This is a genomic window from Actinopolyspora sabaoui (assembly GCF_051225635.1).
GTDB lineage: Bacteria > Actinomycetota > Actinomycetes > Mycobacteriales > Pseudonocardiaceae > Actinopolyspora.
The window spans coordinates 240,933-266,807 of record NZ_JBMIHH010000007.1 but is presented as its reverse complement, the minus strand read 5'-3'; the positions used below and the strand labels follow the sequence as shown (position 1 = coordinate 266,807).

The following is a 25,875-nucleotide window of genomic DNA, read 5'->3' as shown; positions in this document are numbered from 1 at the left end:
CGGCGTCTCCCGCCGTGGCCGGCTGCGGGCCGTCGCTCCGCTCCGGCGGCCTCGGCTCGAGTCGGTTTCGCTCGGCCGCTCCGGTGTCACCGGTGCTGTTCGGCGGTCAGTAGTTCTCGTACCGCGTCCGGCGTACCCGGTTTCGCGAAGAGCCAGCCCTGCCCGGTTTCACAACCGATCTCGCTCATCCGCTTGGCCTGGGCGCGGGTTTCGACACCCTCGGCGGTCACGGTCAGCCCCAGGGCGTGTGCCAGGTCGACCAGGGTGCTCACGATCCGGGCATCCACCGGATCGATACAGTCGCTGTCGGCCAGCCCCTCCATGAACGAACCGGCGATCTTGAGTTCGTGCACTGGCAGGTGCCGTAGATAGGCCAGGTTGGAGTAGCCGGTGCCGAAGTCGTCGATCGCGATGCGCACTCCCATCCGGGACAGCGTGCGAAGGGCCTCGAGCGGTTCGTCGGCGGTACCCATGATCGCGCTCTCGGTCAGCTCCAGCTGCAGTTTCCTCGGGTCCAGGCCGGTCCGGTCGAGAATCTCGGTGACGTCGGAGACGAGGTTGGGGTCCCGGGACTGCCGCACGGCCAGGTTCACGCTCATGAAGGGCGCGTCCCGCCCGAACTCGTCCTGCCAGGCCTTTGCCTGTTCGCAAGCCTTGCCGAGTACCCAGCGCCCCAGCGAGACGATCATGCCGGTCTCCTCGGCGAGACCGATGAACCGGTCGGGGCCGAGCCTGCCCAGCTCCGGGTGCCACCACCGCACCAGCGCCTCCACACCGGAGACGGTGTACCCGCCGAGCTCCACCAGCGGCTGGTAGTCGACGTAGAACTCCTCACGCTCCAGCGCCGCGGGCATGGCGGCCGAGAGGCGGAACTGCGCGACCTCGCTCGCGTTGCGTTCGGTGTCGAACAAGGCCCACTGGTTCTTGCCCTCGGCCTTGGCCCAGTACAACGTGACGTCCGCGTCGCGCATCAGTTCGGCGGGTGTCTGTCCCGCCGTGGAGCGTTCCAGAATGCCGATGCTGGCCGAGACCGCGAGCTCCTGGTTACCGACACGCATCGGGGAAACCAGGGTTTCCAGTACGTGGTTGGCCACTTCGATGGCCTGCTGCGTGCCCTGCGATCCCTGGATGAGGATCACGAACTCGTCCCCGCCCATCCGCGCGACGAGCCGGTCCTCGCCCCGCACGGCCTCGTCGAGACGCTGGGCCACGGTCACCAGCAGGTCGTCACCCACGTGGTGTCCGAGACTGTCGTTGATGACCTTGAAACCGTCCAGATCCATGTAGCACAGCGCCACCCGGTCGGTGCGCTTCGTGCTCTCGGAGTCCTCGCGCAGCGCCTCGGTGAGCCGGTCCAGGAACAGGGCGCGGTTGGGCAGGCCGGTCAACGGGTCGTGCAGGGCCTGGTGCCGCAGCCGGTCCTGCAGCATCTTGCGGTCGGTGACGTCCTCCATCATCGCGACCTGGTAGAGCGGCATGCCGTCCTCACCGCGCACCAGCGACACGATCAGCTCGGTCCACGACTTGCTGCCGTCCGGGCGAGTGAAGTGTTTCTCGACCCGGTACTGCTCGCGTTCGCCGCGGACGAGTTCCTCGTAGACCCGCCAGACGGTGTCGTTGTCCTCGGGATCCACCAGGTCGTAGACCATCAGGCCGCGCAGTTCCTCGGAGGTGCGTCCCAGGATCCGCCGCAGGGAGGCGTTTGCCTCCATGATCCGCCCCTCGGTGTCGGCGATCCCGATGCCGATGGCGGCTTCGGCGAAGATCGCCCGGAACCTGGCCTCACTGGTGCGCAGGGCCTGTTCGACGGAGTCGCGCGCGTCCAGTACGGCCTGGCGGATGGCTTCCTGTTCGTCCAGGGTTCGTTTGCGGGCCGCTTGCATGAATCCCGCCGAGATCGCGGACTGTATCGCCGAGACGCGCGTCCGCATCTCGGGGCTCTCCGCGATGCCGAACGCGGGAAGCATGTGTTCCCCGACGTTCTCGATCGTTCTCGCGAGGGATTCGGCCCCGGTGAAGTGCACGGACACCAGCTCGGCACCGATCTCGTGCGCGGCGTCGGTGTTCTGTGGCTCGCTCAGCAGCGCTTCGACCAGCTGGTCGGTGTAGCCTTCCAGCAGCTCTTCGATCTCCGCGCCGGTCATCGGCACGTAGCTGGTCCCCACGAGCGCCCGGCTCCAGGCAGCGGCGAAATCCCGTTTGCGCTGTCCGTCCACACTCGTCACCTCGTGAGCGCTTGAAACAGGCGCTGTCCAGCCGGTCATGCCCGCGGCGCCCTCCGCTTCTCGTAGTCGCCCGCGCAAGGTACGGGGGAGAGCATACGGCCGATGCCACCCGTCGGTCGAACGCGGAACCTGTTGCCGCCCAGGGTAGCTAGCCGCTGTGAATTGGCGGGAAGTGCTGACGAAGATCGAATCGGCTGATCATGTCACTCGAACGGGTCGAGTTTTGTGAAACGCGCGGCGTCCGATTTGCCTCGTTGTGGTGAAAAGGTAACACGATATCTAGTGGTGCGGTGGATTGATCGCGGTGGAACGATCGCAGTCTTCCCCGCACGACCGGAATTCCACAACGGCGGTTACCCGTGGGGACCGACGCCACACCCCCGGGCCGCGGGACGAGCACGAGGGGACAATCATGCACGGTTCGAGGGGATGTGGCCGCGCCCGAGCGCTGACCGTGGCCTTAGCAGCGTTGTTCGGCACGGCACTGCTGCTGGGGAGCTCCGCGCAGGCCGTGAGCGAATCGTCGTCGGTTCGGGAGCGGGCGGGTCACGAGATGGGTTCGCAGATCCGTGAACACGAGGGGGGTGATCCGTCCGCCGCTCCCGCCATGGCGCGCAATCCCTCGGTCAAGGGGATGGACGTGAGCGGTCACCAGAACTGGGTCAACTGGCGACACTGGTGGAACAAGGGAATGCGGTTCGCCTACGTCAAGGCAACCGAGGGGACCGGCTACACCAGTCCGGACTTCAATCACCAGTACACCGGCTCGTACAAGGTCGGAATGATCCGGGGGGCGTATCACTTCGCGCTGCCCGACCGGTCCGGTGGCGCCGCCCAGGCGCGCTACTTCGTCGCCAACGGCGGCGGCTGGTCCGACGACGGCAAAACCCTGCCCGGCGCGTTGGACATCGAGTACAACCCGTACGGCCCCACCTGCTACGGCAAGAGCAAGAGGGCCATGACGGCCTGGATCCGGGACTTCAGCGACACCTATCGGAAACTGACCGGCAGGTATCCCACCATCTACACCAGCACCAGCTGGTGGAACAAGTGCGTGGCCTCGGACTTCGGCGACACCAATCCACTGTGGGTCGCGCGCTACAACGACTACATCGGTCCGCTACCGCACGGCTGGGGGTTCCACACCTTCTGGCAGTACACCTCGTCCCCGTTGGACAAGAACCTGTTCAACGGTTCCTACAAGCAGCTCGAGCGGTTGGCCCGCGGGTGAGAACTCCCGTGCCCTCGGGTGGAGCTCTGCCGTTCGGAAGTCGGCCCGCGACCGTGCGACGCCGACCCGGGCGTCGAACCCGACCACCCGAACAACCACCGCTACGAGTTCCGGGAGACGAGTGCCGCCGACATGCGTCGGTGTCGACGGCACTCACCCGGAAACGATCAACCGAACAGGCGGGGAAGCGTGCCTTCCCACGCCTCCCGCAGCTCCGACAGCGGAATGTCGCCGACGCCCTGGATCTCCAGTGCCCCCGACTCGCCGTCCACCACGCCGATCTTCGAACACGGTAGCCCACGGGCCGAGCAGAGCTCGGTGAACTTCAGTTCCGCCCCACGCGGCACCGACACCGCGACCCGGCCCGCCGACTCGGCGAACAGCCACACGAACGGATCCGCCTCCTCCGGCAGCACGATCCGCGCCCCGGTCTCCCCGATCAGCGACATCTCCACCAGCGCCTGGGCCAGTCCGCCCTCGGAGAGATCGTGCGCGGCCGAGATCAACCCGTCCCGTGAACCGATCCCCAGCACATCGGCGAGCAGCCGTTCCCGGGCCAGGTCCACTCGCGGCGGGGTGCCGCCGAGGTGGCCATGCACCACCCGGCTCCACTCGGAACCGCCGAACTCCTCACGGGTGTCCCCCAACAGCAGCAGCGACTCACCGGGCGCCGCTCCGATGCCGGTCGGGATCCGGGCGGTCACGTCGTCGATGACCCCGAGCACCCCGGCGACCGGTGTCGGCAGGATCGGGTCACCACCGGTCTGGTTGTAGAAGCTCACGTTGCCGCCGGTGACCGGGATGCCGAGTTCGGCGGCCGCGTCGGCCAGTCCCCGCACGGACTGCTGGAACTGCCACATCACCGCCGGGTCCTCGGCCGAGCCGAAGTTGAGGCAGTTGGTGACCGCCACCGGCTTCGAGCCCGTGACCGCGACGTTGCGGTAGGCCTCGGCCAGCGCCAGCCGCGCGCCCTCGTAGGGGGCGAGCCTGGTGTAGCGGGCGTTGCAGTCGGTGGCCACGGCGATGCCGCGGCCGGTCTCCTCGTCCACCCGCAGCACGCCCCCGTCGGAGGGCTGCGCCAGCACGGTGTTGCCTCGCACGTAGTGGTCGTACTGGCCGGTCACCCATTCCCGGGAGCACAGGTTGGGCGAGGCCGCCATCCGCAGCACGGTCTCGCGCAGCTCGTCCGCCGTGGTCGGACGCGACAGGGTGTTCGCGTCGTCCGCGGCGATCAGGTCCTGTTCCGCGGGACGCCGCACCGGGCGCTGATAGACCGGCCCCTCGTCGGCCACGGTCCGGGGCGGGACGTCGACCACGCACTCACCCCGCCAGTCGATCCGCAGGTGCTCCTCGTCGGTGACCTCGCCGATAACCGTCGCCGTCACGTCCCACTTGCCGCAGACCGCCATGAACGAGTCCACGTCCTCGGGGCGGACGATCGCGCACATCCGTTCCTGCGACTCGCTGGACAGGATCTCGGCCGGGTTCATCCCCTCGGCCCGCAGCGGCACCGTGTCCAGATCGATCCGCATGCCGCCGTCACCCGCGGCGGCCAGCTCGGAGGTGGCGCAGGAGAGTCCGGCCCCGCCGAGGTCCTGGACCCCCACGACCAGGTCCGAGCCGTAGAGCTCCAGACAGCACTCGATGAGCACCTTCTCGGTGAAGGGGTCGCCCACCTGCACACTGGGCAGCTTCTTGCGGCCGCTGCCGGTCTCGTCGCCGCTGAAGGTCTCCGAGGCCAGCACCGAGACCCCACCGATGCCGTCCAACCCGGTGCGGGCACCGAACAGGATCACCTTGTTGCCCGCCCCGGTGGCGTGTGCCAGCTGCAGTTCGTCGGACTTGAGCACGCCGACGCACATCGCGTTGACCAGTGGGTTCCGTGCGTAGGACTCGTCGAACACCACCTCGCCGCCGATGTTGGGCAGCCCGAGGCAGTTGCCGTAGCCACCGACTCCCTCCACCACACCGGGCAGTACTCGGCGGGTGTCGTCGGCGTCGGCCGGACCGAACCGCAGCGGGTCGGCCACCGCCACGGGGCGCGCGCCCATCGCCATGATGTCGCGCACGATGCCTCCGACACCGGTGGCCGCGCCCTGGTAGGGCTCCACGTACGAGGGGTGGTTGTGGCTTTCCACCTTGAACGTGACCGCCCAGCCGTCGCCGATGTCGACGACTCCCGCGTTCTCACCGATGCCCGCCAGCATCTTGGCGCGCATCTCCTCGGTGGTGGTCTCGCCGAAGTACTTCAGGTGCGTCTTGGAGGACTTGTAGGAGCAGTGCTCGCTCCACATCACCGAGTACATCGCCAGCTCGGCCTCGGTGGGGCGCCTCCCGAGGATCTCGCGGATGCGTTCGTACTCGTCGTCGGCGAGCCCGAGTTCGCGGTACGGCTGGTCGAGTTCGGGGGTCCGCGCGGCGTGCTCGACGCTGTCCACCGGTTCGGTGCCGTTCGCCGTGGCCGGGTCCTGCGTCGCGGCTTCGCGGGTGGGGTCGGTCATGCTGCCACCAGGGTGTCGAGGGCGGACAGGAACATGCCGAGGCCGTCGTCGGTGGGCCCCGTGAGTGGATCGACGGCGTGCTCGGGGTGGGGCATCAGCCCGGCCACCCTGCCGCGTTCGTCGGTGATTCCGGCGATGTCGCGTCGTGAGCCGTTCGGGTTGCCGCCCACGTAACGGAACAGGACTCGGCCCTCGCCCTCCAGGCGGTCCAGCACCGGGTCCTCGGCCACGTAGCGGCCCTCGCCGTGCTTGATCGGGATCAGCAGCTCGGCGCCGGGTTCGTAGCGGGTGGTCCAGCTGCTGGTGTTGTTGTCCACGCGCAGCCACTGGTCGCGGCAGACGTAGTGCAGCCCCGAGTTGCGGGTCAGCACGCCGGGCAGCAGCCCGGCCTCGCACAACACCTGGAACCCGTTGCAGACGCCGAGCACCGGCATGCCCTGCCCGGCGGCGCGCACCACCTCGGTCATGACCGGCGCGAACTTGGCGATGGCGCCGCAACGCAGGTAGTCGCCGTAGCTGAACCCGCCTGGGACGATCACGGCGTCCACTCCGTGCAGCTCGGCGTCACCGTGCCACAGCGCCACGTCCGAGGCACCCGCCCGGCGCACCGCGCGGCGGGCGTCGCCGTCGTCCAGCGAGCCCGGAAAGGTGATGACCCCGATCCTGGCCCCGGCGGCGCTCACGATTCCACCCGGCGCACGGCCCAGTCCTCGATCACGGGGTTGGCCAGGAAGTTCTCCGCGATGCGGGCGAGCGTGTCATCGTCGACGCCGTCGTCGACCTCCAGCTCGAACCGCTTCCCCTGACGGACTTGCGAGATTCCTTCGAATCCCTGCCGGGGCAGTGCGTTGGCAACCGCCTGTCCCTGCGGATCGAGGATCTCCTGCTTCGGCATTACGTCGACAACGACTCGGGCCACGGGCGTCGCTCCGGAAACTGTGCGGATCCGCCCCGCTACCGCGGGCGCGGATGGTCGGCGTTACGAGCAAAGCGTAACTGACCTGCGAGTTCCCCTCGGGCGGCCGGGGACCAGGTGGGAGCTGGGTCACTCGGGCAGGCCGTGCAGCCGTCCCTTCAGGTGCGGTTTGCCCGAGGCGGAGTGCAGCGCGAAGAGCTTCGCCGAGTCCGAGTCGCCGGGCTGCTCGGTGCCGGGCTGTTCGGTGAAGTCCACCTTGGAGGGAAGCAGCACCGGTTTGGCGAACTCCACCTCGACCGTGCAGGCCTCGGGCACTCTGCCCTCGAAGGCGGCGAGACAGCGCGCCTTGGACCACATGCCGTGCGCGATGGTTCGCGGGAACCCGAACGCCTTGGCCGTGAGTGGGTGCAGGTGGATCGGATTGCGGTCGCCGGAGACGGCCGCGTAGCGCCTGCCGAGGTTCGCGGGCAGCCGCCAGACCGCCGTAGGAGAACCGGCGGTCACCTCCGGAACTCCCTCGGGCCGGGGGACGGAGTCGTCCGAGGCGCTCCGCCGCAGGTACGTGCTCGTCTCGCTCCAGACGAGCCGGTCGTCGACGCTGGTCTCGGTGATCACGTCGAACTGCCGGCCCTTCGGGTGGCGGCGCGGGTTCGCCAGCCGCACCCGCTGGGTCATCGAGTCGGTCACCGACATCGGCTCGTACCGCGTGATGCGGTTCGCCACGTGCACCAGACCGACCAGCGGGTACGGGAAGTCCCGGTCGGTCATCAGCCGCATGGCCAGTGGGAACGAGGTGATGTGCGGATAAGTGATCGGCAGCTCGTCACGGGTGCCGAACCCGCAAAGCCGGTTGTAGTCCGCCAGGTGTTCCCGGTCGATCGTGATTCCGGAGCGGACGTACTCGGTGTCCGGGAGTTCGGCGTCCCTCCCGCCCCGCCGCAGCGGCGTGGTTCCCGCCGCCTTGAGGTAGAGCGCGCCGAGATTCGGCGCCTCGGTCAGTTCCTCGGTCGGCACTTCGCCTCACCTTCCCGCGGTAATAGCTCATCTGGATCGTCGTTACCCGATGTCGGGGCACCCGCGGCGAGAGCCGTGCGAGAGGTTCCGCCACCCGACCCCCTGCGACCACCGAGCCGCCGAAACTCTCAAGCCCCCAACAGGCTCTGCCCGCATACGCGGACCACGTTGCCGTTGACTCCGGCCGACCCCGGATCCGCGTAGTAGGCGATGGTCTCGGCGACGTCGATCGGCAGTCCGCCCTGCGAGAGGCTGTTCATCCGGCGGCCCGCCTCACGCACGAACAGCGGTACGGCCGCGGTCATCGCCGTCTCGATGAATCCGGGGGCCACGGCGTTGATCGTCACACCGCGTGCCGCGGCGCGCGGCGCGAGTGCCCGCACGTGGCCGATCACCCCCGCCTTGGAGGTCGCGTAGTTCGCCTGTCCGACGTTGCCCGCGATGCCGCTGATGGAGGCGATCCCGACCAGCCTGCCGCCGCCGCGGAGTGGGGAGGAATCGGCCAGCAGGGCGGTGTTTATCCGTTCCTGGGCGGCGAGGTTGACCCGCAGCACCGCTTCCCACTGGTCCCGGCTCATCCGGCCGATGGTCTTGTCCCGCGTGATGCCCGCGTTGTGCACCACGATGTCGAGCCCCTCGTGCCGCTGTTCGACGTGTTCGATCAGCTGCCGGGGCGCGTCCTCGGCTGTGATGTCGAGCTGCAGCGTCGAACCGCCGATCCGGTTGGCCACCTCGGCCAGGTTTTCCCCCTGGGCGGGGACGTCCAGGCACACCACGTGGGCCCCGTCCCTGGCCAGGGTTTCGGCGATGGCGGCGCCGATGCCGCGGGAGGCGCCGGTGACCAGCGCGACCTTCTCGCGCAGCGGTAGCGCTTCGTCGGCGGTGGGTGCCTCGGCCGCTCCGACGCGGATCACCTGGCCGGAGACGAACGCCGATTTCGACGAGAGCAGGAAGCGCAGTGTGGAGTCGATCGTCCGTTCGCCGCCCCGGGAGACGTGGACCAGTTGGGCGGTGGCGCCGCGTTTGAGTTCCTTGCCCGCGGTGCGCACGAATCCTTCCAGCGCGCGCTGCGCGGTTCGTTCCGCGGGGTCGTCGATCTCCTCCGGCGGGGTGCCGAGCACGATCAGTCGGCCGCACCTGCCCACGCGTCGGATCGTGGGGCCGAAGAACTCGTGCAGTTGCCCGAGCTCCGTGCTGGCCGCGATTCCGGTGGCGTCGAAGACCAGTGCCGCGTACTCGGCGTCGTCGTCCCGGGTGCGGTGCACCTCGGCGTTCGCCTCCCGCAGGGTCTCGGACACGGCTTCGCCGAGCCGGCCCCCTTCGGCTTCCCCGAGCAGTACGGGGCCGGAGACGAGCGGGTCACCCGGTCGGTACCTGCGCAGTGGTGTGGGGGTGGGCAGCCCGAGACTGTTGGCCAACCGCCGCCCGTACCGGGATGTGACCAGCTTGCTGTACGGATCCGCCATTACGAGCAACTCCTCCATGCGTGACCGGCACTCGACGCATAAGCTACCCGTCGGTAGGTTAAGTTTCCAGTCATGCCCGGCACCGTTCCGGGCGTTCGTCGACCAGCTGTGCGGAGGAATCGGCCATGTCCACAACTCGCCGGGTCGCCATCGTCGGAGGCAACCGAATCCCGTTCGCACGTTCGGGTGGTCCCTACGCGCGTGCGTCCAATCAGGACATGCTCACCGCCGCTCTCGACGGCTTGGTGGCTCGTTACGGACTTTCCGGACAGCGTGTCGGTGAGTTCGTCGCCGGGGCGGTACTCAAGCACAGCCGCGACTTCAACCTGGCGCGCGAGGTCGTGCTCGGCTCCGGTCTCGACTCGCGTACTCCCGCGCACGACGTGCAGATGGCCTGCGCCACCGGGCTGGAGTCGATCGTGTCCGTGGCGAACAAGATCGCTCTCGGACAGCTCGAGTCCGGCATAGCGGGCGGCGTGGACTCGGCCAGCGACGCTCCGATCGAACTCAACGACGAGCTGCGCAGGGTGCTGTTGCGCGCCAACCACGCCAAGGGCGCGGGCGCGAAGCTGCGGGCGCTCACCGGCCTGCGGCCGGGGCACGTGGTACCCGGTATTCCCCGCAACGCGGAGCCCCGGACCGGACTGTCGATGGGGGAGCACGCCGCCAGGACAGCGGCGGCATGGGGTGTCGAGCGGGCGGAGCAGGACGAGCTGGCCGCCCGCAGCCACCAGCGGCTCGGCGCCGCCTACGAGCGGGGGTTCTTCGACGATCTGGTCACGCCGTTCCAGGGGCTCACACGTGACCAGAACCTGCGGCCGGATTCCTCACCGGAAAAGCTCGCCAAGCTCAAACCCGTCTTCGGTCGGGACGAGCAGGCCACCATGACCGCGGGCAACTCCACACCGCTCTCCGACGGCGCGGCCACGGTGCTGCTCGCCAGCGAGGAGTGGGCCCAGCGGCACCAGCTGCCGGTGCTGGCCTACATCGGCGACTTCGTCTCCGATGCGGTGGACTACGTCAGCGGTGACGAGGGGCTGTTGATGGCTCCCGCCTACGCCGTGCCGAGGCTGTTGGACCAGGTGGGCGGCTCGCTCGGTGATTTCGACTTCTACGAGATCCACGAGGCGTTCGCCTCGCAGGTGCTGTGTACGCTCCGGGCCTGGCAGAATCCCGAGTTCTGCGCCGAGCGGCTGGGCAGGGGCGAACCGCTGGGCGAGATCGACACCGACCGACTGAACGTGAACGGTTCCTCGCTCGCGGCAGGGCATCCCTTCGCCGCGACCGGCGGGCGGATCGTGGCGACCCTGGCCAAGTCGCTGGCGGAGCGTGGGTCCGGTCGTGGCCTCGTGTCCATCTGTGCGGCCGGTGGTCAGGGGCTCACCGCCGTCGTCGAACGCTGACCGGAGCTCCGTTCGGGTCACGGTGCTCGTCCGGCCGTACCACCGGGCGTTCCGTTCCCTGCTCAGGATCGGTCCGAAGTGGATTGTGGTCCGCGGCTCGCGGAAGGGGCGGGGGACGGCGTGTTTCGTCGTGCCCCGTGTCGTGAGCTGCGCTACATTGGTTGCCCCGCTCGGGAATTCGCACCGCTTCGGTTCCGTTCATCGGACGGGAACCAACACGGTGATCAAGTGTCTTCGGATCTTGTCCGAAGCATACTTTCCCCTCCGGGTATGACTGTCCGTATCGTACTGAGACCGGTTCGTGTTCCCGATCGATCGACATCGTGATCGGATCGCAAAATGTGATCCAGGACACATCATGTCGAAGGTGTAACGCTTTGATGTACAGGCACGATGAACGGGGTGACTTCGCGATGCTGTCGGACCCCCGACCTGGCAGCATCGCGGAGTTCGCCACCCCGGTGTTCTGGCTGCCGGTGAACGGCAGGTAGGCACCTCCCATACGTCCTCGCCCAACGGGTGGATTCCCACGCGCCGGACGAGGTGTCTCTTCGTCGCGAGAGCGACGAGTCCGATAACGGCATCCCTGTATGACAGGAAGACCTGTGTGGCAGGAAGATCTGTATTGCAGGGCAACGCCACGGCCCCATATTGATCACCCTGAGTGATCGGAAAATCACTCAGGGTTTCGGACAGCCTTAAGGAGAGGCACCATGAACATTGCCATCGTGATGATCGGTGCACTGCTTCCGATCTTGGCGGCAAGCGTGTTCTACGTAAGCGACCACCGTACTCCGCAACGCATCAATCGTTCCCCTCCGAATTCCGAGGAGAGCGGTGAGTACGACATGTCGACTTCCGGTGACCTAACCCCGCTGACTCCGATGGATCACGTGGGCCCGGCGGATCAAGGCCCCTTGGACAGGCGAATGTCCGAGGCCGCCTGATCGGCCGAGTCCGAATCATCCGGGGCTGTTCCCCCGAGGTCGTTCCGGCCTCGTGCTTCGTTCCCGGTGGCCGCGTCCGGGTGCGGGTGAGACGTGAACGCGGTGCTGCGGTGTCGAAGACGAAGAACCGAAAAGCATCGAACGGTCGTGCTCTGTCCCCCGGAGCACGACCGACGCCATCGCGGAAACCGCGAATGAAATTGATTCCGATATCGCGTGAATCGGTTTCGGTGAGGATCGTTTCCCGGCGCGTACCGACGACCCCGACGTTCGGTGCGCGCCGTTTCGTTTCTCCGGCAGTCGAATCCGGTTCCGACGCCACGGAAAGCTCACCGTACTCGGAGTCGACGCTCCGGGTGTGGTGACTCGAAATGTGCCTCCTCGGCCATGCCGGAGCCTCGTCCGCGCCGCCCATGCGTAGTCGAACTACTGATGATCGGGGCCGGGAGCGCTGCGAACATCGGCACATGCGCGTACTTACCGATGCCGACGTCGTCACCGTTGATCCCGAAGTGGCCGTCGACGCCGCGCGAGAGGCACTCCGCCGGTTCGCCAGTGGTGAGCTAGCCGCTCCTCCCCGGGTCAGCGCCGAGCTCGGCGATCTCGACTACTACTACACCACCGGTGGCCTGTCGGGCGGCGTCAGCGGTTTCCGTGCCTACCGCGCCGGTACACCCGCCGGAGATCAGCTGGTGGCGCTGTGGGACGCCGCGGGAAGTCTGTTCGGCATCGTGGTGGGGGACGAACTGGGTGCCCGCCGCACCGGTGCCCTGGGTGGTGCCGCCGTGGCAGCACTGACCACCGAACGAGCGAGCACGCTCGCCGTGATCGGAACCGGCAAGCAGGCGTGGACCCAGGTCTGGGCCTGCGGCGCCGTCCGCTCCCCCGAACTGGTCCGGGTGCACAGCAGGGACGAGCGCAACCGCGAGGTGTTCGCGGCCGAGGTGCGCGACCGGCTGGGGTTGCGCGCCGAGACCGTCGCGACCCCGGATTCGGCGGTACGTGACGCCGAGGTCATCGTGCTCGCCACCCGCTCGGAGAGCCCGGTGATCGACTCGGCGGACATCGCTCCCGGCGCGCACGTAACGACCGTGGGGCCGAAGGGGCTCACGAGGCACGAGATGCCTCCTGAACTGCTCGAACGTGCCGCGATCGTCACCTGTGACTCGCCGCGGCAGGCGGCGGCGCTGCCCGAGTTCCTCGTCGACCCGACGAGGCTGGTGTCGTTGGGTGACGTCCTGATCGGCACCCACCCCGGTCGGGAGAGCTCCGAGCAGCTCACGGTGCACTGCTCCGTCGGCCTGGCCGGATCGGAGGTGCTGTTCGCCGATCGCCTGTTCGGCGCGATCTCCGGGTGAGATGTTCGGCTGAACACCGGTGGAACCACCTCGCCGTCGACGATGTCGAATTGGCCCTGGATCGCCTCACAGCCATGCCCGTCACTCGTCACCCCTTGCCAAGCCTGCTGACGGGGGCGTGGGCACGGCGCGCGGACGTGCGGCTGCTCGACGCGCTCTACATCGCGCTGGCCGAGCACCTCGGTATTCGGGTACTGACCACTGACCACAAACTGGTGAAGGTGTGCCCCAAGCTGACCGAGACCCTGCGGCTACCGAACTAACAGTGAGACGTGACTCAGGAGTACCTCTCCTGCGGAACACCGCGCCGTTCGGGTGTGTTGACCGGGAATGTGAATACTTCGCAGCAGCAACGCCGTGCCCGTGTCCGAGCCCCGGAACCCTCCGGGCGAGCCTGGCTGAACACCGGTGGAACCACGCCGCGACTGGCCGAGCTGCGTGGGAAGTTCGTGTTGCTGGACTTCTGGGCGTTCTGCTGCGTCAACTGTCTGCACGTCATCGACGAGTTGCGCCCGCTGGAGCGGGAGTTCGCCGCGGAACTGATCACCATCGGCGTGCACTCGCCCAAGTTCGAGCACGAGGCGGACCCGGACGCGCTGTCCGCCGCCGTGGAGCGCTACGACGTCGACCACCCGGTGCTCGACGATCCGGAGCTGGCGACCTGGCGCGACTACGCGGTCAAGGCGTGGCCGACCCTGGTGCTGATCGACCCCGAGGGCTACGTGGTGCACCAGGCGGCCGGGGAGGGCCACGTCGAGGCGTTGCGCCGGATACTCGGTGAGCTCGTGCCCGAGCACGAGCGGCGCGGCACCCTCCGCCGTGGTGCCGAACACCGTGTCGAGACCCCGGAGCCCGATACCCCTGAGTCCGACACCACGCTGCGTTTCCCCACCAAGGTGCTCGGCCTGGAAGGGGGGACCCTGCTCGTGGCGGACTCGGCGCGACACTCGCTGGTCGAGTTCGCGGCGGACGGGGAGACCCCGCTGCGCCGCATCGGAACCGGCCGCAGGGGCAACGCGGACGGAGACGCCGAGTTCGCCTCCTTCAGCGAGCCCGGTGGCATGGCGCTGCTGCCCGAGCGGGTCGCGGCGCGGGTCGGCTACGACGTCGTGGTGGCCGACACGGTCAATCACCTGCTGCGCGGGCTGCGGCTGGCCGACGGTGCCGTCGTCACGGTCGCGGGAACCGGGGAGCAGTGGCGCGACGAGCCGCACTCCGGCGCGGCGTCGCGGACGGCGCTGACGAGTCCGTGGGACGTGACCTGGTGGGAACCGGCGGGCGGTGTGGTCATCGCGATGGCGGGTAACCACACGCTGGGGCTGTTCGATCCCGTGGCGGAGAGCATCACCCGGTTCGCGGGCACCACCGTGGAGGGGCTGCGCGACGGCCCGGTGACCGAGGCGTTCCTCGCCCAGCCCTCCGGACTCGCTGTCGCAGCGAACACCGAGGCGGGAGCTACTGAGGCGGGGGCCACCGAGCTGGGAGCGGGCGAGCCGGAGCGCCTCTGGTTCGTCGACGCCGAGACCTCCGCGCTGCGCTGGGTGGAGCCGACCGACGGCGGTTTCGAGGTCCACACCGCGGTCGGCAGGGGACTGTTCGACTTCGGCCACTCCGACGGCCCGGCAGCGGATGCGCTGCTGCAACACCCGCTCGGTGTCGCGGTGCTGCCCGACGGCACCGTGGCGGTCTGCGACACCTACAACGGCGCGATTCGACGTTACGAACCCGCCTCCGGGGAGGTCTCGACACTGGTGACCGGTGTCGCCGAGCCGTCCGGTGCCACCACCTCCGAAGGCGAGCTGGTGGTCGCGGCGAGTACCGCGCACCGGCTGGAACGCCCGGTGCCGCCGGGGGTGACCGCGCGGCTGATCGAGGGCGGGTCCCAGCGGGTCAACCGCCCGGCGACCGAGATCAGTTCCGGCGAGGTCGAGCTCACCGTGGTTTTCGATCCTCCGCCCGGGCAGAAGCTCGACGAGCGCTACGGCCCCGCCACGCGGCTCGAGGTCAGCTCCTCCCCGGAGAACATGCTGGTCGAGGGCGCCGGTGTCGGTACCGAACTGAGCAGGCGGCTCGTGCTGGCAGCGGGGATCGAGCACGGAGTGCTGCACGTTGTCGCGCAGGCGGCCAGTTGTGACGACGACTCCGAGGTCGAGCATCCGGCCTGTCGACTGACCAGGCAGGACTGGGGAGTGCCGGTCCGGCTCGACAGTGGCGGCAGCGAGAGGTTGCCGCTGGTCATGGGTGGGATGGACGAGCAGTGACCGGCTCGTCGCGGTTCCGTGGCCCGTCCTGTCGGCCTACCCTGCGCATTCGGTGGGCTCGACCGGACGCGTAAACTTTCCGGGTGACCGATGCCAAGCTTGAGATCCAGATGTTGCATGACCGGGTCATGGTGCGGGTCTCCGAAGAGTCCGGTGAACGTCGCAGCAGCGGCGGTATCGTGATCCCCGCGACCGCCCAGGTGGCCAAACGCCTGCTCTGGGGCGAGGTTTTCGGTGTGGGCAGCCATGTGCGCAGTGTCCAAACCGGGGATCAGGTGCTGTTCAATCCCGAGGAGCAGTACGAGGTGGAGGTACAGGGCGAGATCTACGTGGTGCTGCGGGAGCGGGATCTGCACGCCGTCGCCTCCGAGCGGACCGAACAGGGTACCGGTCTGTATCTTTGACCGAGGTGCGTGTCCGGTTCGGCGTGGCCGCTGTGTGCTGTGGCGCACGTGATACCAGTTCGGAAGCCGTGTGAGGCCTCCCCAGCCGGGCTGTACCGGTGATGCCGGTCGGCAGGCTCGAGCGCCGCCGACCCCGCCGCAAGACCGAGAAGAAGGGGACGCGGTGCCGGAAGACCACGAACGTCCCGATCGCATCGAGGGCGGTCGGGATCGGCGAGCGGACGAACCGACCGAGCGGATTCAGTTTCTCACCGGTGATCTGAGCGGCAGTGGTGCTCCGAGTGGCGCGGCCGCCGAGGGGCCGTCGGAGTCGGCCGCCGGTGGGCGAGCGGATGACGACGAGGCCGTCGACGAGTCCCGCCGGAGCACGAAACCCGGTATGACACCGCCGCACCTCGCCGGAGCGGCGAACGCCCAAACGGGGAACTCGGCGGACGGGAACTCGGCGGACGGGCAGGCCGGTACCGGCAGTACCGGTACCGCGGCAGGGGGCACCGGCAATGGTGTCCCCCCGGAATCGGACACCGAGAGCACCGACATCATCCCCCGGGTCGCCGAGGAGACGACGGCGGTTCCCTTCGAGGGGGACACCGAGCGCACCGACACGATTCCCGCCGTGCCCGAGAGCACCCGGGCCGTTGACTCCACCGCGGCGGCCACGTCCTACGTGCCGGCCTCGCCCGAGCACTACAACGGCAACGCGACCGCGCGATTCGGCTACCAGCAGCCCCAACAGGCCCAGTACGGGCAGCCCCAACAGGCTCAGTACGGGCAGGACTGGCAATTCGGGATGCCGTCCGGTTATCCGCAGCAGCCACCGTTCGGAACGCCCGGGGAGGAATCGGGGTCACCGGGCGAGTCGGGTGTCTCGCGTTTCCGCCGAAAACTCCCCGAGAACAAGTCCTTACTCCGAGCGGGCATCGCGGCGGGCATCACGATCGGGGTGCTGGCGCTGCTCTATATCGGTGACCTGGCATTCAGCAGTGGTCAGGTGCCGCGTGGCACCACGGTGGCGGGTGTCGACGTGGGCGGGCTCGATCCCGCCGCGGCCGAGCGCGAGCTGCGCTCCCGGCTCGACGACTCGCTCAGCGAACCCATTCGCCTCAAGGTCGGCAAAGCCACTAGCAGCATCGAGCCCCAGGCGGCCGGGCTGTCCATGAACTGGGACGCCACACTGGACAAGGCGGGTTCACAGCCGTTGAACCCGATAACGAGGCTCACCTCCTTCTTCACCACCCGCGAGGTGCCTCCGCAGAGCAATGTGGACCGGGAGAAGCTGCGTGCGCAGCTGAAGCAGGTGCGCAACGATCTCCATCGCGAACCGGTGGAGGGGACCATCCGGTTCGAGGGCTCCGAACCCGTGCCGGTTTTTCCCGTCACCGGCAGGAACGTGGACATGAAGCGGGCGATGGACGTCGTCGTCCGCGACTGGGTGGGTAGTCAGCCGGTCTCGCTGCCCTACACCAAGGAGGACGTCCGAACCGACGAGGCGGGGGTGCGCCGGGCGTTGGAGGGGGTCGCCCGCCCCGCTGTCTCGGGGTCGGTGACCGTCAACGGGGACGGTGTGCAGGCGAGCCTGGCGCCCGCCGACATCGCCGCTGCGCTGCGGTTCGAACCCAATGACTCCGGTGGGCTGAACTGGCATCTCGACGTGCCCACGGCGAGGAAGGTCGTCAAACCCCAGCTGGAGTCCACCCTCAAGGAGGGCAAGAGTGCCTCCTTCGTGTTCGAGGGCGGCAAACCCACCGTCGAGCCCTCCGAGACCGGACGCGGCATCAACTGGAAGAAGACCTTCGAGCCGCTGCGCGAGAAACTCACCCAGTCCGGTTCGGACACCATCGATGCGGTCTACAAGGATGTTCCGGCCGAACTGACGACCGAGCAGGCCAAGAAGCTCGGTATCAAGGAGAAGGTCAGCACCTTCACCACGGGTGGGTTCAGCAAGGATTCCGGGGTGAACATCAAACGGGTCGCCGAGGAGGTCGACGGCGCGCTCGTCAAACCGGGCGAGACGTTCAGCCTCAACGGCCACACCGGTATCCGCCAGAAGGAACAGGGCTACATCGCCTCCGGGATCATCAAGGACGGCCGTCCCAGTGAGGCCGTCGGTGGCGGTATCTCCCAGTTCGCCACCACGCTCTACAACGCTTCCTACCTGGCCGGTATGAAGGACGTGGAGCACAAGGCGCACAGCTACTACATCAGCCGTTACCCGATGGGGCGGGAGGCGACCGTGTTCCAGCGTCCCGACGGCACCAGCTTGATCGACGTCAAGTTCAAGAACGTCTCCGACAGCGGGATCCTGATCAAGACCGCGTGGACGCCCGATTCGGTGAGCGTGACCTTCTGGGGGACCAAGCAGTACAAGGTCAAGTCCAAGACCAGCGACAAGACCGACGTCACCGACCCCGAGAAAAAGACCGTGCCCGCGGACGAGGAGTGCGTGGAAACCAGCGGCAAGAAGGGCTTCACGGTCCACAACACCCGGATCAGGACCAACCTGAAGACCGGCGAGGTGTCGAAGGACCGGCAGAAGACCGTTTACGAGCCGCAGCCGATCGTCAAGTGCGCCAAGAAGAAGGGCGAGGAGTAGCCGCCCGACGACCCTCCGGGAGCGCACCGGGTGTGATGCCGCACGTTTCGCGGATGTGTGCCGGTTCGCCGGAATCCCGCGCCCGTTCCGTACGTGGGACGAGGTGGAAGGTTTCTATCCGAAACGGAGTGGTTTCATGCGCGCCACCGTCATACACGGTGCGGGCGACGTCCGGGTGGAGGACGTCGCCGACCCGGTGCTGGCCGAGCCCACCGACGCCATCGTGCGGGTGAGCCTCACCTGCATCTGCGGCAGCGATCTCTGGCCCTACAAGGGTATGGAGCAGGACGGCGCTGGCAGTCGCATCGGTCACGAGTTCGTCGGGATCGTGGAGGAGACCGGCTCCGAGGTCGGCGGCTTGCGTGCCGGTGATCTGGTGGTTTCGCCGTTCACCTGGTCGGACGGTCACTGCACCTACTGCAGGGAACAGCTGCAGACCTCCTGCGTCAACGGCGGCCTGTGGGGCTCGCCCGGTTCGGACGGTGCCCAGGGGGAGGCGGTAAGGGTTCCCCATGCCGAGGGCACGCTGGTCCGTCTGCCGGTGGAGCCGGACAGCGAGTTGCTGCCCGGCTTGCTGACGCTGGCCGACGTGCTTCCCACCGGGCACCACGCGGCCGTCTCCGCCGGGGTGCGTCCCGGCGGCACCGCCACCGTCGTCGGCGACGGCGCGGTCGGGCTGTGCGGGGTGCTCGCGGCCAACCGGCTCGGTGCCGAGCGCATCATCGTCATGGGCAGGCACACCGATCGGACGAACCTCGCTCGCGAGTTCGGTGCCACCGACGTGGTGCCCGAGCGCGGCGACGAGGCGGTGGAGCGCGTCCGCGAGCTGACCGGTGGGGAGGGCACGCACTCGGTACTGGAGTGCGTCGGCACCGGCGACTCGTTGCGAACCGCGCTGCGGCTGGCCCGCGAGGGTGGCCGGGTCGGTTACGTCGGCGTTCCGCAGGAGGGTGACGGCGTGGACGTGCGCGAGATGTTCATGCGCAACGTCGGCGTCTCCGGCGGAGTGTGTCCCGCCCGCGCCTACATCCCCCAGCTGCTGCCCGACGTGCTCTACGGCAAGCTCGATCCCGGTCGGGTGTTCGACCAGCGGACCGGGCTGGACGGTGTTCCGGACGGGTACCGCGACATGGCCGACCGGAAGGCGCTGAAGGTCCTCGTCGACCCGAGCTGAGTTCGAGGAGTGCGTTGCCGGGTCCCGGACGCGGCGATTTCGTGGGAAATTGACGGGGCCCGGGGCCGTATCGCCGTCCCGCGCGGCGATTTCGTGGGAAATTTACGCCGCGCCGGGAGACACCGAACGAAAAACCGCGCCCACCGGCTCCGCCGGGTGTCCCCGGTGGTGCCGGTGGGCGCGGGTGATTCGTCACGAGCTCGGGATCAGAACGCGGACTCGTCGATCTCCATCAGCGAGTTGTCGGTGTTCTCCACGATCCTCCGCCGTGAGGACAGCTCCGGCAGCACGTTCTTGGCGAAGAACCGGACAGCGGCGACCTTGCCGTTGTAGAACGCCGCCTCCCTGCCGGTGGCTCCGGCGTCCAGCGCGCGCAGCGCGATCTCGGCCTGGCGCAGCAGCAGCCAGCCGATCAGCACGTCACCCATGCTCATCAGCAGGGTCACGGCCTGCTGGCCGACCTTGTAGATCTCGTTGACGTCCTCCTGCGCGGAAGTCGCGAAGTTGAACAGTGCGCCGAGGATGCCCTGCGCGTCGTCCAGCGCCTGGCCGAGCAGCTCGCGCTCCTCCTTGAGCCGCTCGTCGGCCTCGGCGGAGTTCAGGGTCTGCTGGATCTCGTTGGCCACGTGGCCGATCGCCTGACCGTTGTTCTTGACGATCTTGCGGAAGAAGAAGTCCTGCGCCTGGATCGCGGTGGTGCCCTCGTAGAGGCTGTCGATCTTGGCGTCGCGGATGTACTGCTCGATCGGGTAGTCCTGCAGGTAGCCCGAGCCGCCCAGGGTCTGCAGCGACAGCGTGAGCATCTCGTAGGCCCGTTCCGAGCCGACACCCTTGACGATGGGCAGCAGCAGGTCGTTGATCTGCTCGTAAAGGCTCGCGTCCTCACCGGAGGTCTTGGCCTGCGCGATGCGGTCCTGGTAGTCGGAGGTGTAGCAGTAGACGGCACGCAGCCCTTCCGCGTAGGTCTTCTGCAGCATCAGGATGCGCCGCACGTCCGGGTGGTGCGTGATCGTGACGCGGGGGGCCGTCTTGTCCGTCGAGCGCGGCATGTCGGCGCTCTGCACCCGTTCCTTGGCGTACTCCAGTGCGTTGAGGTAGCCGGTGGACAGGGTGCCGATGGCCTTGGTGCCGACCATCATCCTGGCGTATTCGATGACCTGGAACATCTGCGCGATGCCGTCGTGCACCTCGCCCAGCAGCCAGCCCTTGGCCGGGGTGTCGTGCTGCCCGAAGGTGACCTCGCAGGTGGCCGAGACGTTGAGCCCCATCTTGTGCTCGACGTTGGTGACGTAGGCGCCGTTGCGCTCGCCGGGCTCACCGGTGCTGTCGTCGAAGTGGTACTTCGGCACCAGGAACAGGCTCAGCCCCTTGGTGCCGGGCTTGGGCTCGATGCCGGGGCCCTCGGGCCGGGCCAGCACCAGGTGCATGATGTTCTCGGTCATGTCCTGGTCCCCCGAGGTGATGAAGCGCTTGACCCCTTCGAGGTGCCAGCTGCCGTCCTCCTGCTTGACGGCCTTGGTGCGGCCCGCGCCCACGTCGGAACCGGCGTCGGGCTCGGTCAGCACCATCGTCGCGCCCCAGCCGCGATCGATCATCAGCTCGGCCCAGCGCCGCTGCTGCTCGGTGCCGTTCTCCCAGAGGATGGTGGCGAAGCTCGGTCCCGCCATGTACATGAAAATCGCGGGGTTGGAGCCCAGCATGAGCTCGGCCGCCGCCCACTGCACCGACGGCGGGATGCCGTAACCGCCCAGCTCGTCGGGCAGGCTCAGCCGCCACCACTCACCATCCATGACCTGCTGGTAGGACTTCTTGAACCCCTCGGGCAGGGTGACCGAGGCGGTCTTGGGGTCGAACTGGGCCGGGTTGCGGTCGCCCTCCTCGAAGGAGTCGGCGAGCGGGCCGGTGGTGAGGGTGTTCAGCTCGGTGAGCACGCCCCGGGCCGAGTCCTCGTCGGCCTGTTCGAACGCGCCCTTGCCCAGCCGGTTCTGCACTTCGAACAGCTCGAAGAGGTTGAATTCGAGGTCGCGGATATTGCTCTTGTAGTGGCCCATGGCGTGGCTCCCTCGTGCTGAATCGTGCGGGCGGGCCAGGTACCACGCCCTTACTCATCGGTAACCTGAGTATATTACCTACCGGTAACTTCTGCCAAGAAAAACCCGTTGAAACGCCCCGAAAGTCAGCGGGTTCTTCCCGGGCAACGCCCCGGGAAGAACCCGCTGTCGAACCCCGGGGCGGGGTGTGGCCGCGATCGCGCGCGGAATACCGCCCGGCCGTTTACGGTTGCCGCGTACATCACGCGAACGGATGGAGGCTCCCCACGATGACCTCCCCTGCGACCTCCACCGCGGCGATCAGCGCCGAATCACTGGTCAAGACCTTCGGCGCCAACCGCGCGCTGGACGGAGTGGAGCTCTCGGCCCGCAAGGGGCGGGTGCTCGGACTGCTGGGGCCGAACGGCGCGGGCAAGACCACCGCCGTGCGCATCCTTACCACACTGCTGCGCCCCGACTCCGGAAACGCTTCCGTGGCCGGGCACGACGTGCTCACCGAGCCGAACGCGGTGCGGCGTTCCATCGGTCTCTCCGGGCAGTACGCCGCCGTGGACGAGAACCTCACCGGTCGCGAGAACCTCTACATGGTCGGCAGGCTCTACGGCATGAACCGCCCGGACGCGCGAAAACGCGCCGGTGAACTGCTGGACGGTTTCCAACTGGGTGAAGCCGGTGACCGGATCGCCAAGGGATACTCGGGCGGGATGCGCAGACGTCTGGACCTGGCGGGCGCGCTGGTGGCCAGACCTCCGGTGGTGATGCTCGACGAGCCCACGACCGGGCTCGACCCGCGCGGCCGGATGGACACCTGGCGGCTCATCGCCGAACTGGTAGACGACGGCACCACCGTGCTGCTGACCACCCAGTACCTGGAGGAGGCGGACGCGCTCGCCGACACCATCGCGGTCATCGACCACGGCAGGGTGATCGCCAACGGCACCTCGAACGAGCTGAAGGCGCTGGTCGGTGGCGAACGCCTGGAGCTGGTGGTCGACGAGGCGGCCGAAATGGACACCGCGGCCGAGGTGCTCGCCGGGATAGGCACCGGCGCCCCGCGAGTCGACACGCAGAGCCGCCGGTTGCAGGTGGCCGTGAACGACGGCTCGAAGTCGTTGGTCGAGGCGGTGCGCTGGTTGGGCGAATCGGGGATCGAGGTGCACGACGTGGGCTTGCACCGCCCCACCCTCGACGACGCGTTCCTCAGCCTCACCGGTAAGCCCACCGAGGTCTCCGGCAACGGTGCGACGGCAGGCGCCGCCGGTTCCGAAGGATTGGCCCCGGCCGAGAGCGGGGAGCGGGGAGGCCGACAGTGACCGTCGTTCCACCGAGCCTGCGCGACAGTTCCGTGGTCGCGTGGCGCAACCTGCTCAACATCAAGCGCGCTAACGGAAGGGCCTCGAAATCGAACCGGTTTCGGAAGGCGCCCTTCGTGTTGGGTTCGCTCACTCGAAGCGCTCGCTGGTCACCGCGGAAACTGCTACCAAGCGGCGCGCGCCCTCCTGCCTCGCGGGTCCACACTGGTCGTCTGGGAACCCGGAAAACAGCACCCCGTCACCATCCACGGAGAAGCCAGACCATGACCACGATCAGCGCGCCCACCGTCGTTACCGCAGTGACCGACAACGGGTGGCACTACGTCCACGAACCAGCGGAAACCGAGCAGCTCATCACACGCGTACTCGACACACCAGCCCATCGAGTCAGTCTGTTCTACGTCTGGGACCGCCCGTGCCGTTCCTGGCGCTCACTCGACGGAGAAGCGTTCCCCGAGCACTCTCTACGGGTCGCTGCCGACCCGAACCGTGGCGTCGTAGCGCTGAGTTACCACTACTATCGTCACGAACTGCTGGATTCCTACAATCCCCATACCACCGAGGACACGCCTCCGCTGTTGTTCGATCCGGAGGGTGACCTGTGGTTTCCGGCATCGGCTTCGCTCCCAATGGAGCAGGTCCGTGGGGCCGTTGCCGAGTACTGTCGTACCGGGCAACGCCCCGAATCCGTGCGGTGGCAACCCGGACAGTGGTACTGACCTTCGGTCGAGTGTCGTGGTGGCCCGGTATGACGGCCAACGATCTCGGTGTGTTCGTGCTCGGCGGCAGTCTGGGCGGTGGTCACTACCGGGATTTATTGATCGTCGGGTTCTTCGTACAGACCGTGGCTTTCAACTCCTACTCGGAAAGACAAACAGCGTTTTAGTACTCTGACCAGCTAGGACACGAAAAAGCGCCCCCGGACGAACCGGGGGCGTCTTGCTATCGGTCGGCGGTTACTCGAACCGCTCGCTCTTCACGGCGTCGATGAACGCGGACCACTGCGGGCCGGTGGTGGTGAAGTAGCCGGCGGACCGGTCCTTCGTGTCACGCACCGCCGCACCATCGGCCACACGGCCGACCTCGACGCAGTTGGTTTTCGAGGATCGGCTCGACGTTCGCCAGCCCTCGGGGGGTACTGTCATTCGTGGTTGTCCTCCATTTCAGCCGCACAGTGAGCGATGAACTCGATGGACTCGGTCGGGTTCATCGCTGCCTCACGGAGGTTAACCGTCGCGTCGCGGTGAACACGGATGTCCCCGACGTTCGACAGGAACGCTGAGCTGCTCAGGTGTTCGATGTGCACAACTGGCGCAGCTTTGGCGAAATCGAACAGCATGAACGGTCCAACGTGCGCCGGGGTCCACGTGCTCGTATCCGGTAGGACGTGCACGGCGATGTTGTCCAGCTCGGCTGTTTTGATGATGTGCCGGAGCTGATCGGCCATGACTGTGCTGCCACCTATCGGTCGACGTAGTGCGCCTTCGAGGATGATCGCCGTGAGTTCCGCCGGTTTCGGGCGTGTGAGTACATCGCGGCGCCCGATTCGCATAGCCACCAGGCGTTCGATGTCGCCCGGCGACTCGTTCGCCATGATCGAGCGTGCGTAATCCGAGGTCTGTAGCAGTCCAGGGATGAGCAGTGGCGAAACATCCACGATGTTGGTCGCGGTGCGCTCGAACTCCAGTAGCGTTGTCAGTTCGTCGTGACCGCTTCCAGTCTTTAGCCAGTTCGCATCGCCGTTGGCGATGTCGCTCGCCATCTCCGTGAGCCGCTCCCGCTCGGCTTCCGACGTGCCGTAGGTCGCCAGGATCGCGGATGCCTGCTCCGGCGTGGGTGGTTGGTCGCCGGATTCAAACCTCGCGTATTTCGAGTGGTGCCATCCGAGTCTTTGCGCCACTTCCCGCATGGTCATTCCTGCGGCCTCGCGTGCTTCTCGCAGTTCAGCGCCCAGCGCTCGAACTCGTGGCGAATGCTTCGCGGTACGTGCCATGAGACAAACTCTAATCTCCGAAACAGGTTCTGTTCCAGGAGATCGCTCGATCGGAGTATTGAGCTTGTTCCGTAGGTCAAAATACTGTCTCATTAGACAAGGCGAGACAGGGTGAACACGCAGTGTTCGTTACGAGGGAGCATAGCGGATGGAACGGGGATACGACTGGACCGGTTTCGGGGTGCGGGTGCGATGTCGGGACGAGTCCGGCTCGTCGTCGTTGCGGGTGTGGTTCGCACATAGCGACCCGCGCACCATCCGCATCGACACGCCCACGGTCTACAACCGGACTGAGTGGACCGTTGAGCAAGCGGAGCTCCTGCGGAACGTGCTCGACGCTGCGCTGCGGGAGGTGGGGCAGTGAGTACACCAACACCGCCGCATGTCGACATCGCGCTGCGTGTGACGCACCTGCGGGCGAGCTTGCACGCGCTGTCGTTCGACCTGTCCACGCAGTCGACCACTGCCGAGCAACTCACCGGGGCGGCCGACTACATGGAACGACTCGCCGCCGACATGCGGGAGCAGGCCGAACGCGCCCCGTCTCGTGGTCCCCGGTTGCTCGCGGAGGATACCGATGCCTGACGTATTCCCCGTGCTCGTGCTCGCTGTGCTGTTCGCGGCCACCGCGATCGTGCTGGGCGTGTGGGGGCACTACTCGGAGCGAAGACCGAGACATGCCGGGGCAGGCCCGGGAGCGCTGACCGTGGCCCAGCTACGCGAGGAGATCGAGACCATGCCCGAGCAGGTGCGGGCGGATGCGGCGTTGACGGAGATCATGCCCGCCCTCGGGCGGGGCAGGTGGTCGCGCTGGCGCGGCACACTCCCGCTGTCGGCGGTGACCAAGCGCCGACCAGGTAGCACCAACCTACCTGGTCGACCCACCGAGGATAACCCGATCGCGCTGGACGGTGCGGACCCGGACCTGCTCGCCCGCGTGCTGGCCGGACTCCGCGCTCTGTAGCGACCACGGTCCGGCGCTGTTGAGACCCCGAAACTCCGGCGCTGGGCCGTCCGCCGCCCGG

General features: G+C 67.7%; 24 protein-coding genes. 15 read left to right on the top strand and 9 right to left on the bottom strand.

What is annotated here, in order from left to right:
• Positions 1 to 86: 86 nt before the first annotated feature.
• Positions 87 to 2,264: a putative bifunctional diguanylate cyclase/phosphodiesterase gene (locus ACOQFL_RS15760; RefSeq protein ID WP_435544921.1), complete on the bottom strand. Its 2,178-nt coding sequence runs from the start codon at positions 2,262 to 2,264 to the stop codon at positions 87 to 89.
• Positions 2,265 to 2,637: 373 nt separating this feature from the next.
• Between ACOQFL_RS15760 and ACOQFL_RS15755 the strand changes: the two genes are divergently transcribed.
• Positions 2,638 to 3,456, top strand: a complete 819-nt coding sequence (locus tag ACOQFL_RS15755) for a lysozyme (RefSeq protein ID WP_435544920.1) — start codon at positions 2,638 to 2,640, stop codon at positions 3,454 to 3,456.
• Positions 3,457 to 3,623: 167 nt separating this feature from the next.
• Here ACOQFL_RS15755 and purL read toward each other — a convergent pair whose 3' ends face one another.
• The 5 genes from purL to ACOQFL_RS15730 form a co-directional block, all read right to left on the bottom strand.
• Positions 3,624 to 5,957, bottom strand: a complete 2,334-nt coding sequence (purL, locus tag ACOQFL_RS15750) for a phosphoribosylformylglycinamidine synthase subunit PurL (protein WP_435544919.1) — start codon at positions 5,955 to 5,957, stop codon at positions 3,624 to 3,626.
• Complete coding sequence (gene purQ / locus ACOQFL_RS15745; RefSeq protein ID WP_435544918.1) at positions 5,954 to 6,640, bottom strand: phosphoribosylformylglycinamidine synthase subunit PurQ; 687 nt, start codon at positions 6,638 to 6,640, stop codon at positions 5,954 to 5,956. Before purQ ends, purL begins: the two co-directional genes overlap by 4 nt.
• Complete coding sequence (purS, locus tag ACOQFL_RS15740; RefSeq protein WP_435544917.1) at positions 6,637 to 6,876, bottom strand: phosphoribosylformylglycinamidine synthase subunit PurS; 240 nt, start codon at positions 6,874 to 6,876, stop codon at positions 6,637 to 6,639. Before purS ends, purQ begins: the two co-directional genes overlap by 4 nt.
• A gap of 126 nt (positions 6,877 to 7,002) precedes the next feature.
• Complete coding sequence (locus tag ACOQFL_RS15735; RefSeq protein WP_435544916.1) at positions 7,003 to 7,887, bottom strand: MaoC/PaaZ C-terminal domain-containing protein; 885 nt, start codon at positions 7,885 to 7,887, stop codon at positions 7,003 to 7,005.
• 128 nt (positions 7,888 to 8,015) lie between these two features.
• Entirely contained in the window at positions 8,016 to 9,353 is a 1,338-nt protein-coding gene (locus ACOQFL_RS15730; protein ID WP_435544915.1) for a 3-oxoacyl-ACP reductase, read from the bottom strand.
• Between the two features lie 125 nt (positions 9,354 to 9,478).
• Between ACOQFL_RS15730 and ACOQFL_RS15725 the strand changes: the two genes are divergently transcribed.
• From ACOQFL_RS15725 to ACOQFL_RS15690, 8 genes are all read left to right on the top strand, one after another.
• Positions 9,479 to 10,756, top strand: a complete 1,278-nt coding sequence (locus ACOQFL_RS15725; RefSeq protein ID WP_435544914.1) for an acetyl-CoA C-acetyltransferase — start codon at positions 9,479 to 9,481, stop codon at positions 10,754 to 10,756.
• Between the two features lie 713 nt (positions 10,757 to 11,469).
• Positions 11,470 to 11,703, top strand: a complete 234-nt coding sequence (locus ACOQFL_RS15720) for a hypothetical protein (RefSeq protein WP_435544913.1) — start codon at positions 11,470 to 11,472, stop codon at positions 11,701 to 11,703.
• Between the two features lie 467 nt (positions 11,704 to 12,170).
• Positions 12,171 to 13,061 (top strand): ornithine cyclodeaminase family protein, encoded by an 891-nt coding sequence (locus ACOQFL_RS15715; protein WP_435544912.1) that lies wholly within the window; start codon positions 12,171 to 12,173, stop codon positions 13,059 to 13,061.
• The gene (locus ACOQFL_RS15710; protein ID WP_435544911.1) at positions 13,058 to 13,324 is read left to right on the top strand and encodes a type II toxin-antitoxin system VapC family toxin; all 267 of its coding nucleotides are present in this window, start codon (positions 13,058 to 13,060) and stop codon (positions 13,322 to 13,324) included. The genes ACOQFL_RS15715 and ACOQFL_RS15710 overlap by 4 nt, the downstream gene beginning before the upstream one ends.
• A gap of 54 nt (positions 13,325 to 13,378) precedes the next feature.
• Complete coding sequence (locus ACOQFL_RS15705; protein WP_435544975.1) at positions 13,379 to 15,322, top strand: NHL domain-containing thioredoxin family protein; 1,944 nt, start codon at positions 13,379 to 13,381, stop codon at positions 15,320 to 15,322.
• An 83-nt stretch (positions 15,323 to 15,405) separates the two neighbouring features.
• Positions 15,406 to 15,726, top strand: a complete 321-nt coding sequence (locus ACOQFL_RS15700; RefSeq protein ID WP_092632434.1) for a GroES family chaperonin — start codon at positions 15,406 to 15,408, stop codon at positions 15,724 to 15,726.
• Between the two features lie 163 nt (positions 15,727 to 15,889).
• On the top strand, positions 15,890 to 18,319 hold the full coding sequence (locus ACOQFL_RS15695) for a VanW family protein (protein ID WP_435544910.1): 2,430 nt from the start codon (positions 15,890 to 15,892) through the stop codon (positions 18,317 to 18,319).
• 136 nt (positions 18,320 to 18,455) lie between these two features.
• Positions 18,456 to 19,493 carry a zinc-dependent alcohol dehydrogenase family protein gene (locus ACOQFL_RS15690; protein ID WP_435544909.1) on the top strand — a complete coding sequence of 346 codons (1,038 nt, stop codon included), beginning with the start codon at positions 18,456 to 18,458 and terminating at the stop codon, positions 19,491 to 19,493.
• A gap of 206 nt (positions 19,494 to 19,699) precedes the next feature.
• Here the strand turns inward: ACOQFL_RS15690 and ACOQFL_RS15685 are convergent, their stop codons facing one another.
• Entirely contained in the window at positions 19,700 to 21,544 is a 1,845-nt protein-coding gene (locus ACOQFL_RS15685) for an acyl-CoA dehydrogenase (protein ID WP_435544908.1), read from the bottom strand.
• Between the two features lie 269 nt (positions 21,545 to 21,813).
• Between ACOQFL_RS15685 and ACOQFL_RS15680 the strand changes: the two genes are divergently transcribed.
• The 3 genes from ACOQFL_RS15680 to ACOQFL_RS15665 all read left to right on the top strand — a co-directional run bounded on the left by ACOQFL_RS15680 (position 21,814) and on the right by ACOQFL_RS15665 (position 23,743).
• Positions 21,814 to 22,857, top strand: coding sequence for an ATP-binding cassette domain-containing protein (locus tag ACOQFL_RS15680; protein ID WP_435544907.1), 1,044 nt, complete (start codon positions 21,814 to 21,816; stop codon positions 22,855 to 22,857).
• 263 nt (positions 22,858 to 23,120) lie between these two features.
• On the top strand, positions 23,121 to 23,576 hold the full coding sequence (locus ACOQFL_RS15670) for an Imm1 family immunity protein (RefSeq protein WP_435544906.1): 456 nt from the start codon (positions 23,121 to 23,123) through the stop codon (positions 23,574 to 23,576).
• Positions 23,577 to 23,605: 29 nt separating this feature from the next.
• Positions 23,606 to 23,743, top strand: coding sequence for a hypothetical protein (locus ACOQFL_RS15665; RefSeq protein WP_435544905.1), 138 nt, complete (start codon positions 23,606 to 23,608; stop codon positions 23,741 to 23,743).
• A 70-nt stretch (positions 23,744 to 23,813) separates the two neighbouring features.
• Here ACOQFL_RS15665 and ACOQFL_RS15660 read toward each other — a convergent pair whose 3' ends face one another.
• Positions 23,814 to 24,002, bottom strand: coding sequence for a DUF397 domain-containing protein (locus ACOQFL_RS15660; protein ID WP_435544904.1), 189 nt, complete (start codon positions 24,000 to 24,002; stop codon positions 23,814 to 23,816).
• Entirely contained in the window at positions 23,999 to 24,850 is an 852-nt protein-coding gene (locus tag ACOQFL_RS15655) for a helix-turn-helix domain-containing protein (protein WP_435544903.1), read from the bottom strand. Before ACOQFL_RS15655 ends, ACOQFL_RS15660 begins: the two co-directional genes overlap by 4 nt.
• A gap of 148 nt (positions 24,851 to 24,998) precedes the next feature.
• Here ACOQFL_RS15655 and ACOQFL_RS15650 point away from each other — a divergent pair, with 148 nt between their 5' ends.
• From ACOQFL_RS15650 to ACOQFL_RS15640, 3 genes are read left to right on the top strand one after another with little or no spacing between them, the layout of a single operon-like run.
• Positions 24,999 to 25,214, top strand: a complete 216-nt coding sequence (locus ACOQFL_RS15650; protein WP_435544902.1) for a hypothetical protein — start codon at positions 24,999 to 25,001, stop codon at positions 25,212 to 25,214.
• Complete coding sequence (locus tag ACOQFL_RS15645; protein ID WP_435544901.1) at positions 25,211 to 25,435, top strand: hypothetical protein; 225 nt, start codon at positions 25,211 to 25,213, stop codon at positions 25,433 to 25,435. The genes ACOQFL_RS15650 and ACOQFL_RS15645 overlap by 4 nt, the downstream gene beginning before the upstream one ends.
• Positions 25,428 to 25,814, top strand: a complete 387-nt coding sequence (locus ACOQFL_RS15640; protein WP_435544900.1) for a hypothetical protein — start codon at positions 25,428 to 25,430, stop codon at positions 25,812 to 25,814. The genes ACOQFL_RS15645 and ACOQFL_RS15640 overlap by 8 nt, the downstream gene beginning before the upstream one ends.
• Positions 25,815 to 25,875 lie beyond the last annotated feature (61 nt).

What these genes read in the sequence shown, in the direction of transcription:
- purL (WP_435544919.1), bottom strand. Translation starts at nt 5,957, where the DNA reads ATGACCGACCCCACCCGCGAAGCCGCGACGCAGGACCCGGCCACGGCG.
- ACOQFL_RS15665 (WP_435544905.1), top strand. Translation starts at nt 23,606, where the DNA reads ATGACGGCCAACGATCTCGGTGTGTTCGTGCTCGGCGGCAGTCTGGGC.
- ACOQFL_RS15720 (WP_435544913.1), top strand. Translation starts at nt 11,470, where the DNA reads ATGAACATTGCCATCGTGATGATCGGTGCACTGCTTCCGATCTTGGCG.
- ACOQFL_RS15715 (WP_435544912.1), top strand. Translation starts at nt 12,171, where the DNA reads ATGCGCGTACTTACCGATGCCGACGTCGTCACCGTTGATCCCGAAGTG.
- ACOQFL_RS15640 (WP_435544900.1), top strand. Translation starts at nt 25,428, where the DNA reads ATGCCTGACGTATTCCCCGTGCTCGTGCTCGCTGTGCTGTTCGCGGCC.
- ACOQFL_RS15670 (WP_435544906.1), top strand. Translation starts at nt 23,121, where the DNA reads ATGACCACGATCAGCGCGCCCACCGTCGTTACCGCAGTGACCGACAAC.
- ACOQFL_RS15725 (WP_435544914.1), top strand. Translation starts at nt 9,479, where the DNA reads ATGTCCACAACTCGCCGGGTCGCCATCGTCGGAGGCAACCGAATCCCG.
- ACOQFL_RS15660 (WP_435544904.1), bottom strand. Translation starts at nt 24,002, where the DNA reads ATGACAGTACCCCCCGAGGGCTGGCGAACGTCGAGCCGATCCTCGAAA.
- ACOQFL_RS15690 (WP_435544909.1), top strand. Translation starts at nt 18,456, where the DNA reads ATGCGCGCCACCGTCATACACGGTGCGGGCGACGTCCGGGTGGAGGAC.
- ACOQFL_RS15650 (WP_435544902.1), top strand. Translation starts at nt 24,999, where the DNA reads ATGGAACGGGGATACGACTGGACCGGTTTCGGGGTGCGGGTGCGATGT.
- ACOQFL_RS15755 (WP_435544920.1), top strand. Translation starts at nt 2,638, where the DNA reads ATGCACGGTTCGAGGGGATGTGGCCGCGCCCGAGCGCTGACCGTGGCC.
- ACOQFL_RS15730 (WP_435544915.1), bottom strand. Translation starts at nt 9,353, where the DNA reads ATGGCGGATCCGTACAGCAAGCTGGTCACATCCCGGTACGGGCGGCGG.
- ACOQFL_RS15680 (WP_435544907.1), top strand. Translation starts at nt 21,814, where the DNA reads ATGACCTCCCCTGCGACCTCCACCGCGGCGATCAGCGCCGAATCACTG.
- ACOQFL_RS15655 (WP_435544903.1), bottom strand. Translation starts at nt 24,850, where the DNA reads ATGGCACGTACCGCGAAGCATTCGCCACGAGTTCGAGCGCTGGGCGCT.
- ACOQFL_RS15760 (WP_435544921.1), bottom strand. Translation starts at nt 2,264, where the DNA reads ATGACCGGCTGGACAGCGCCTGTTTCAAGCGCTCACGAGGTGACGAGT.
- ACOQFL_RS15685 (WP_435544908.1), bottom strand. Translation starts at nt 21,544, where the DNA reads ATGGGCCACTACAAGAGCAATATCCGCGACCTCGAATTCAACCTCTTC.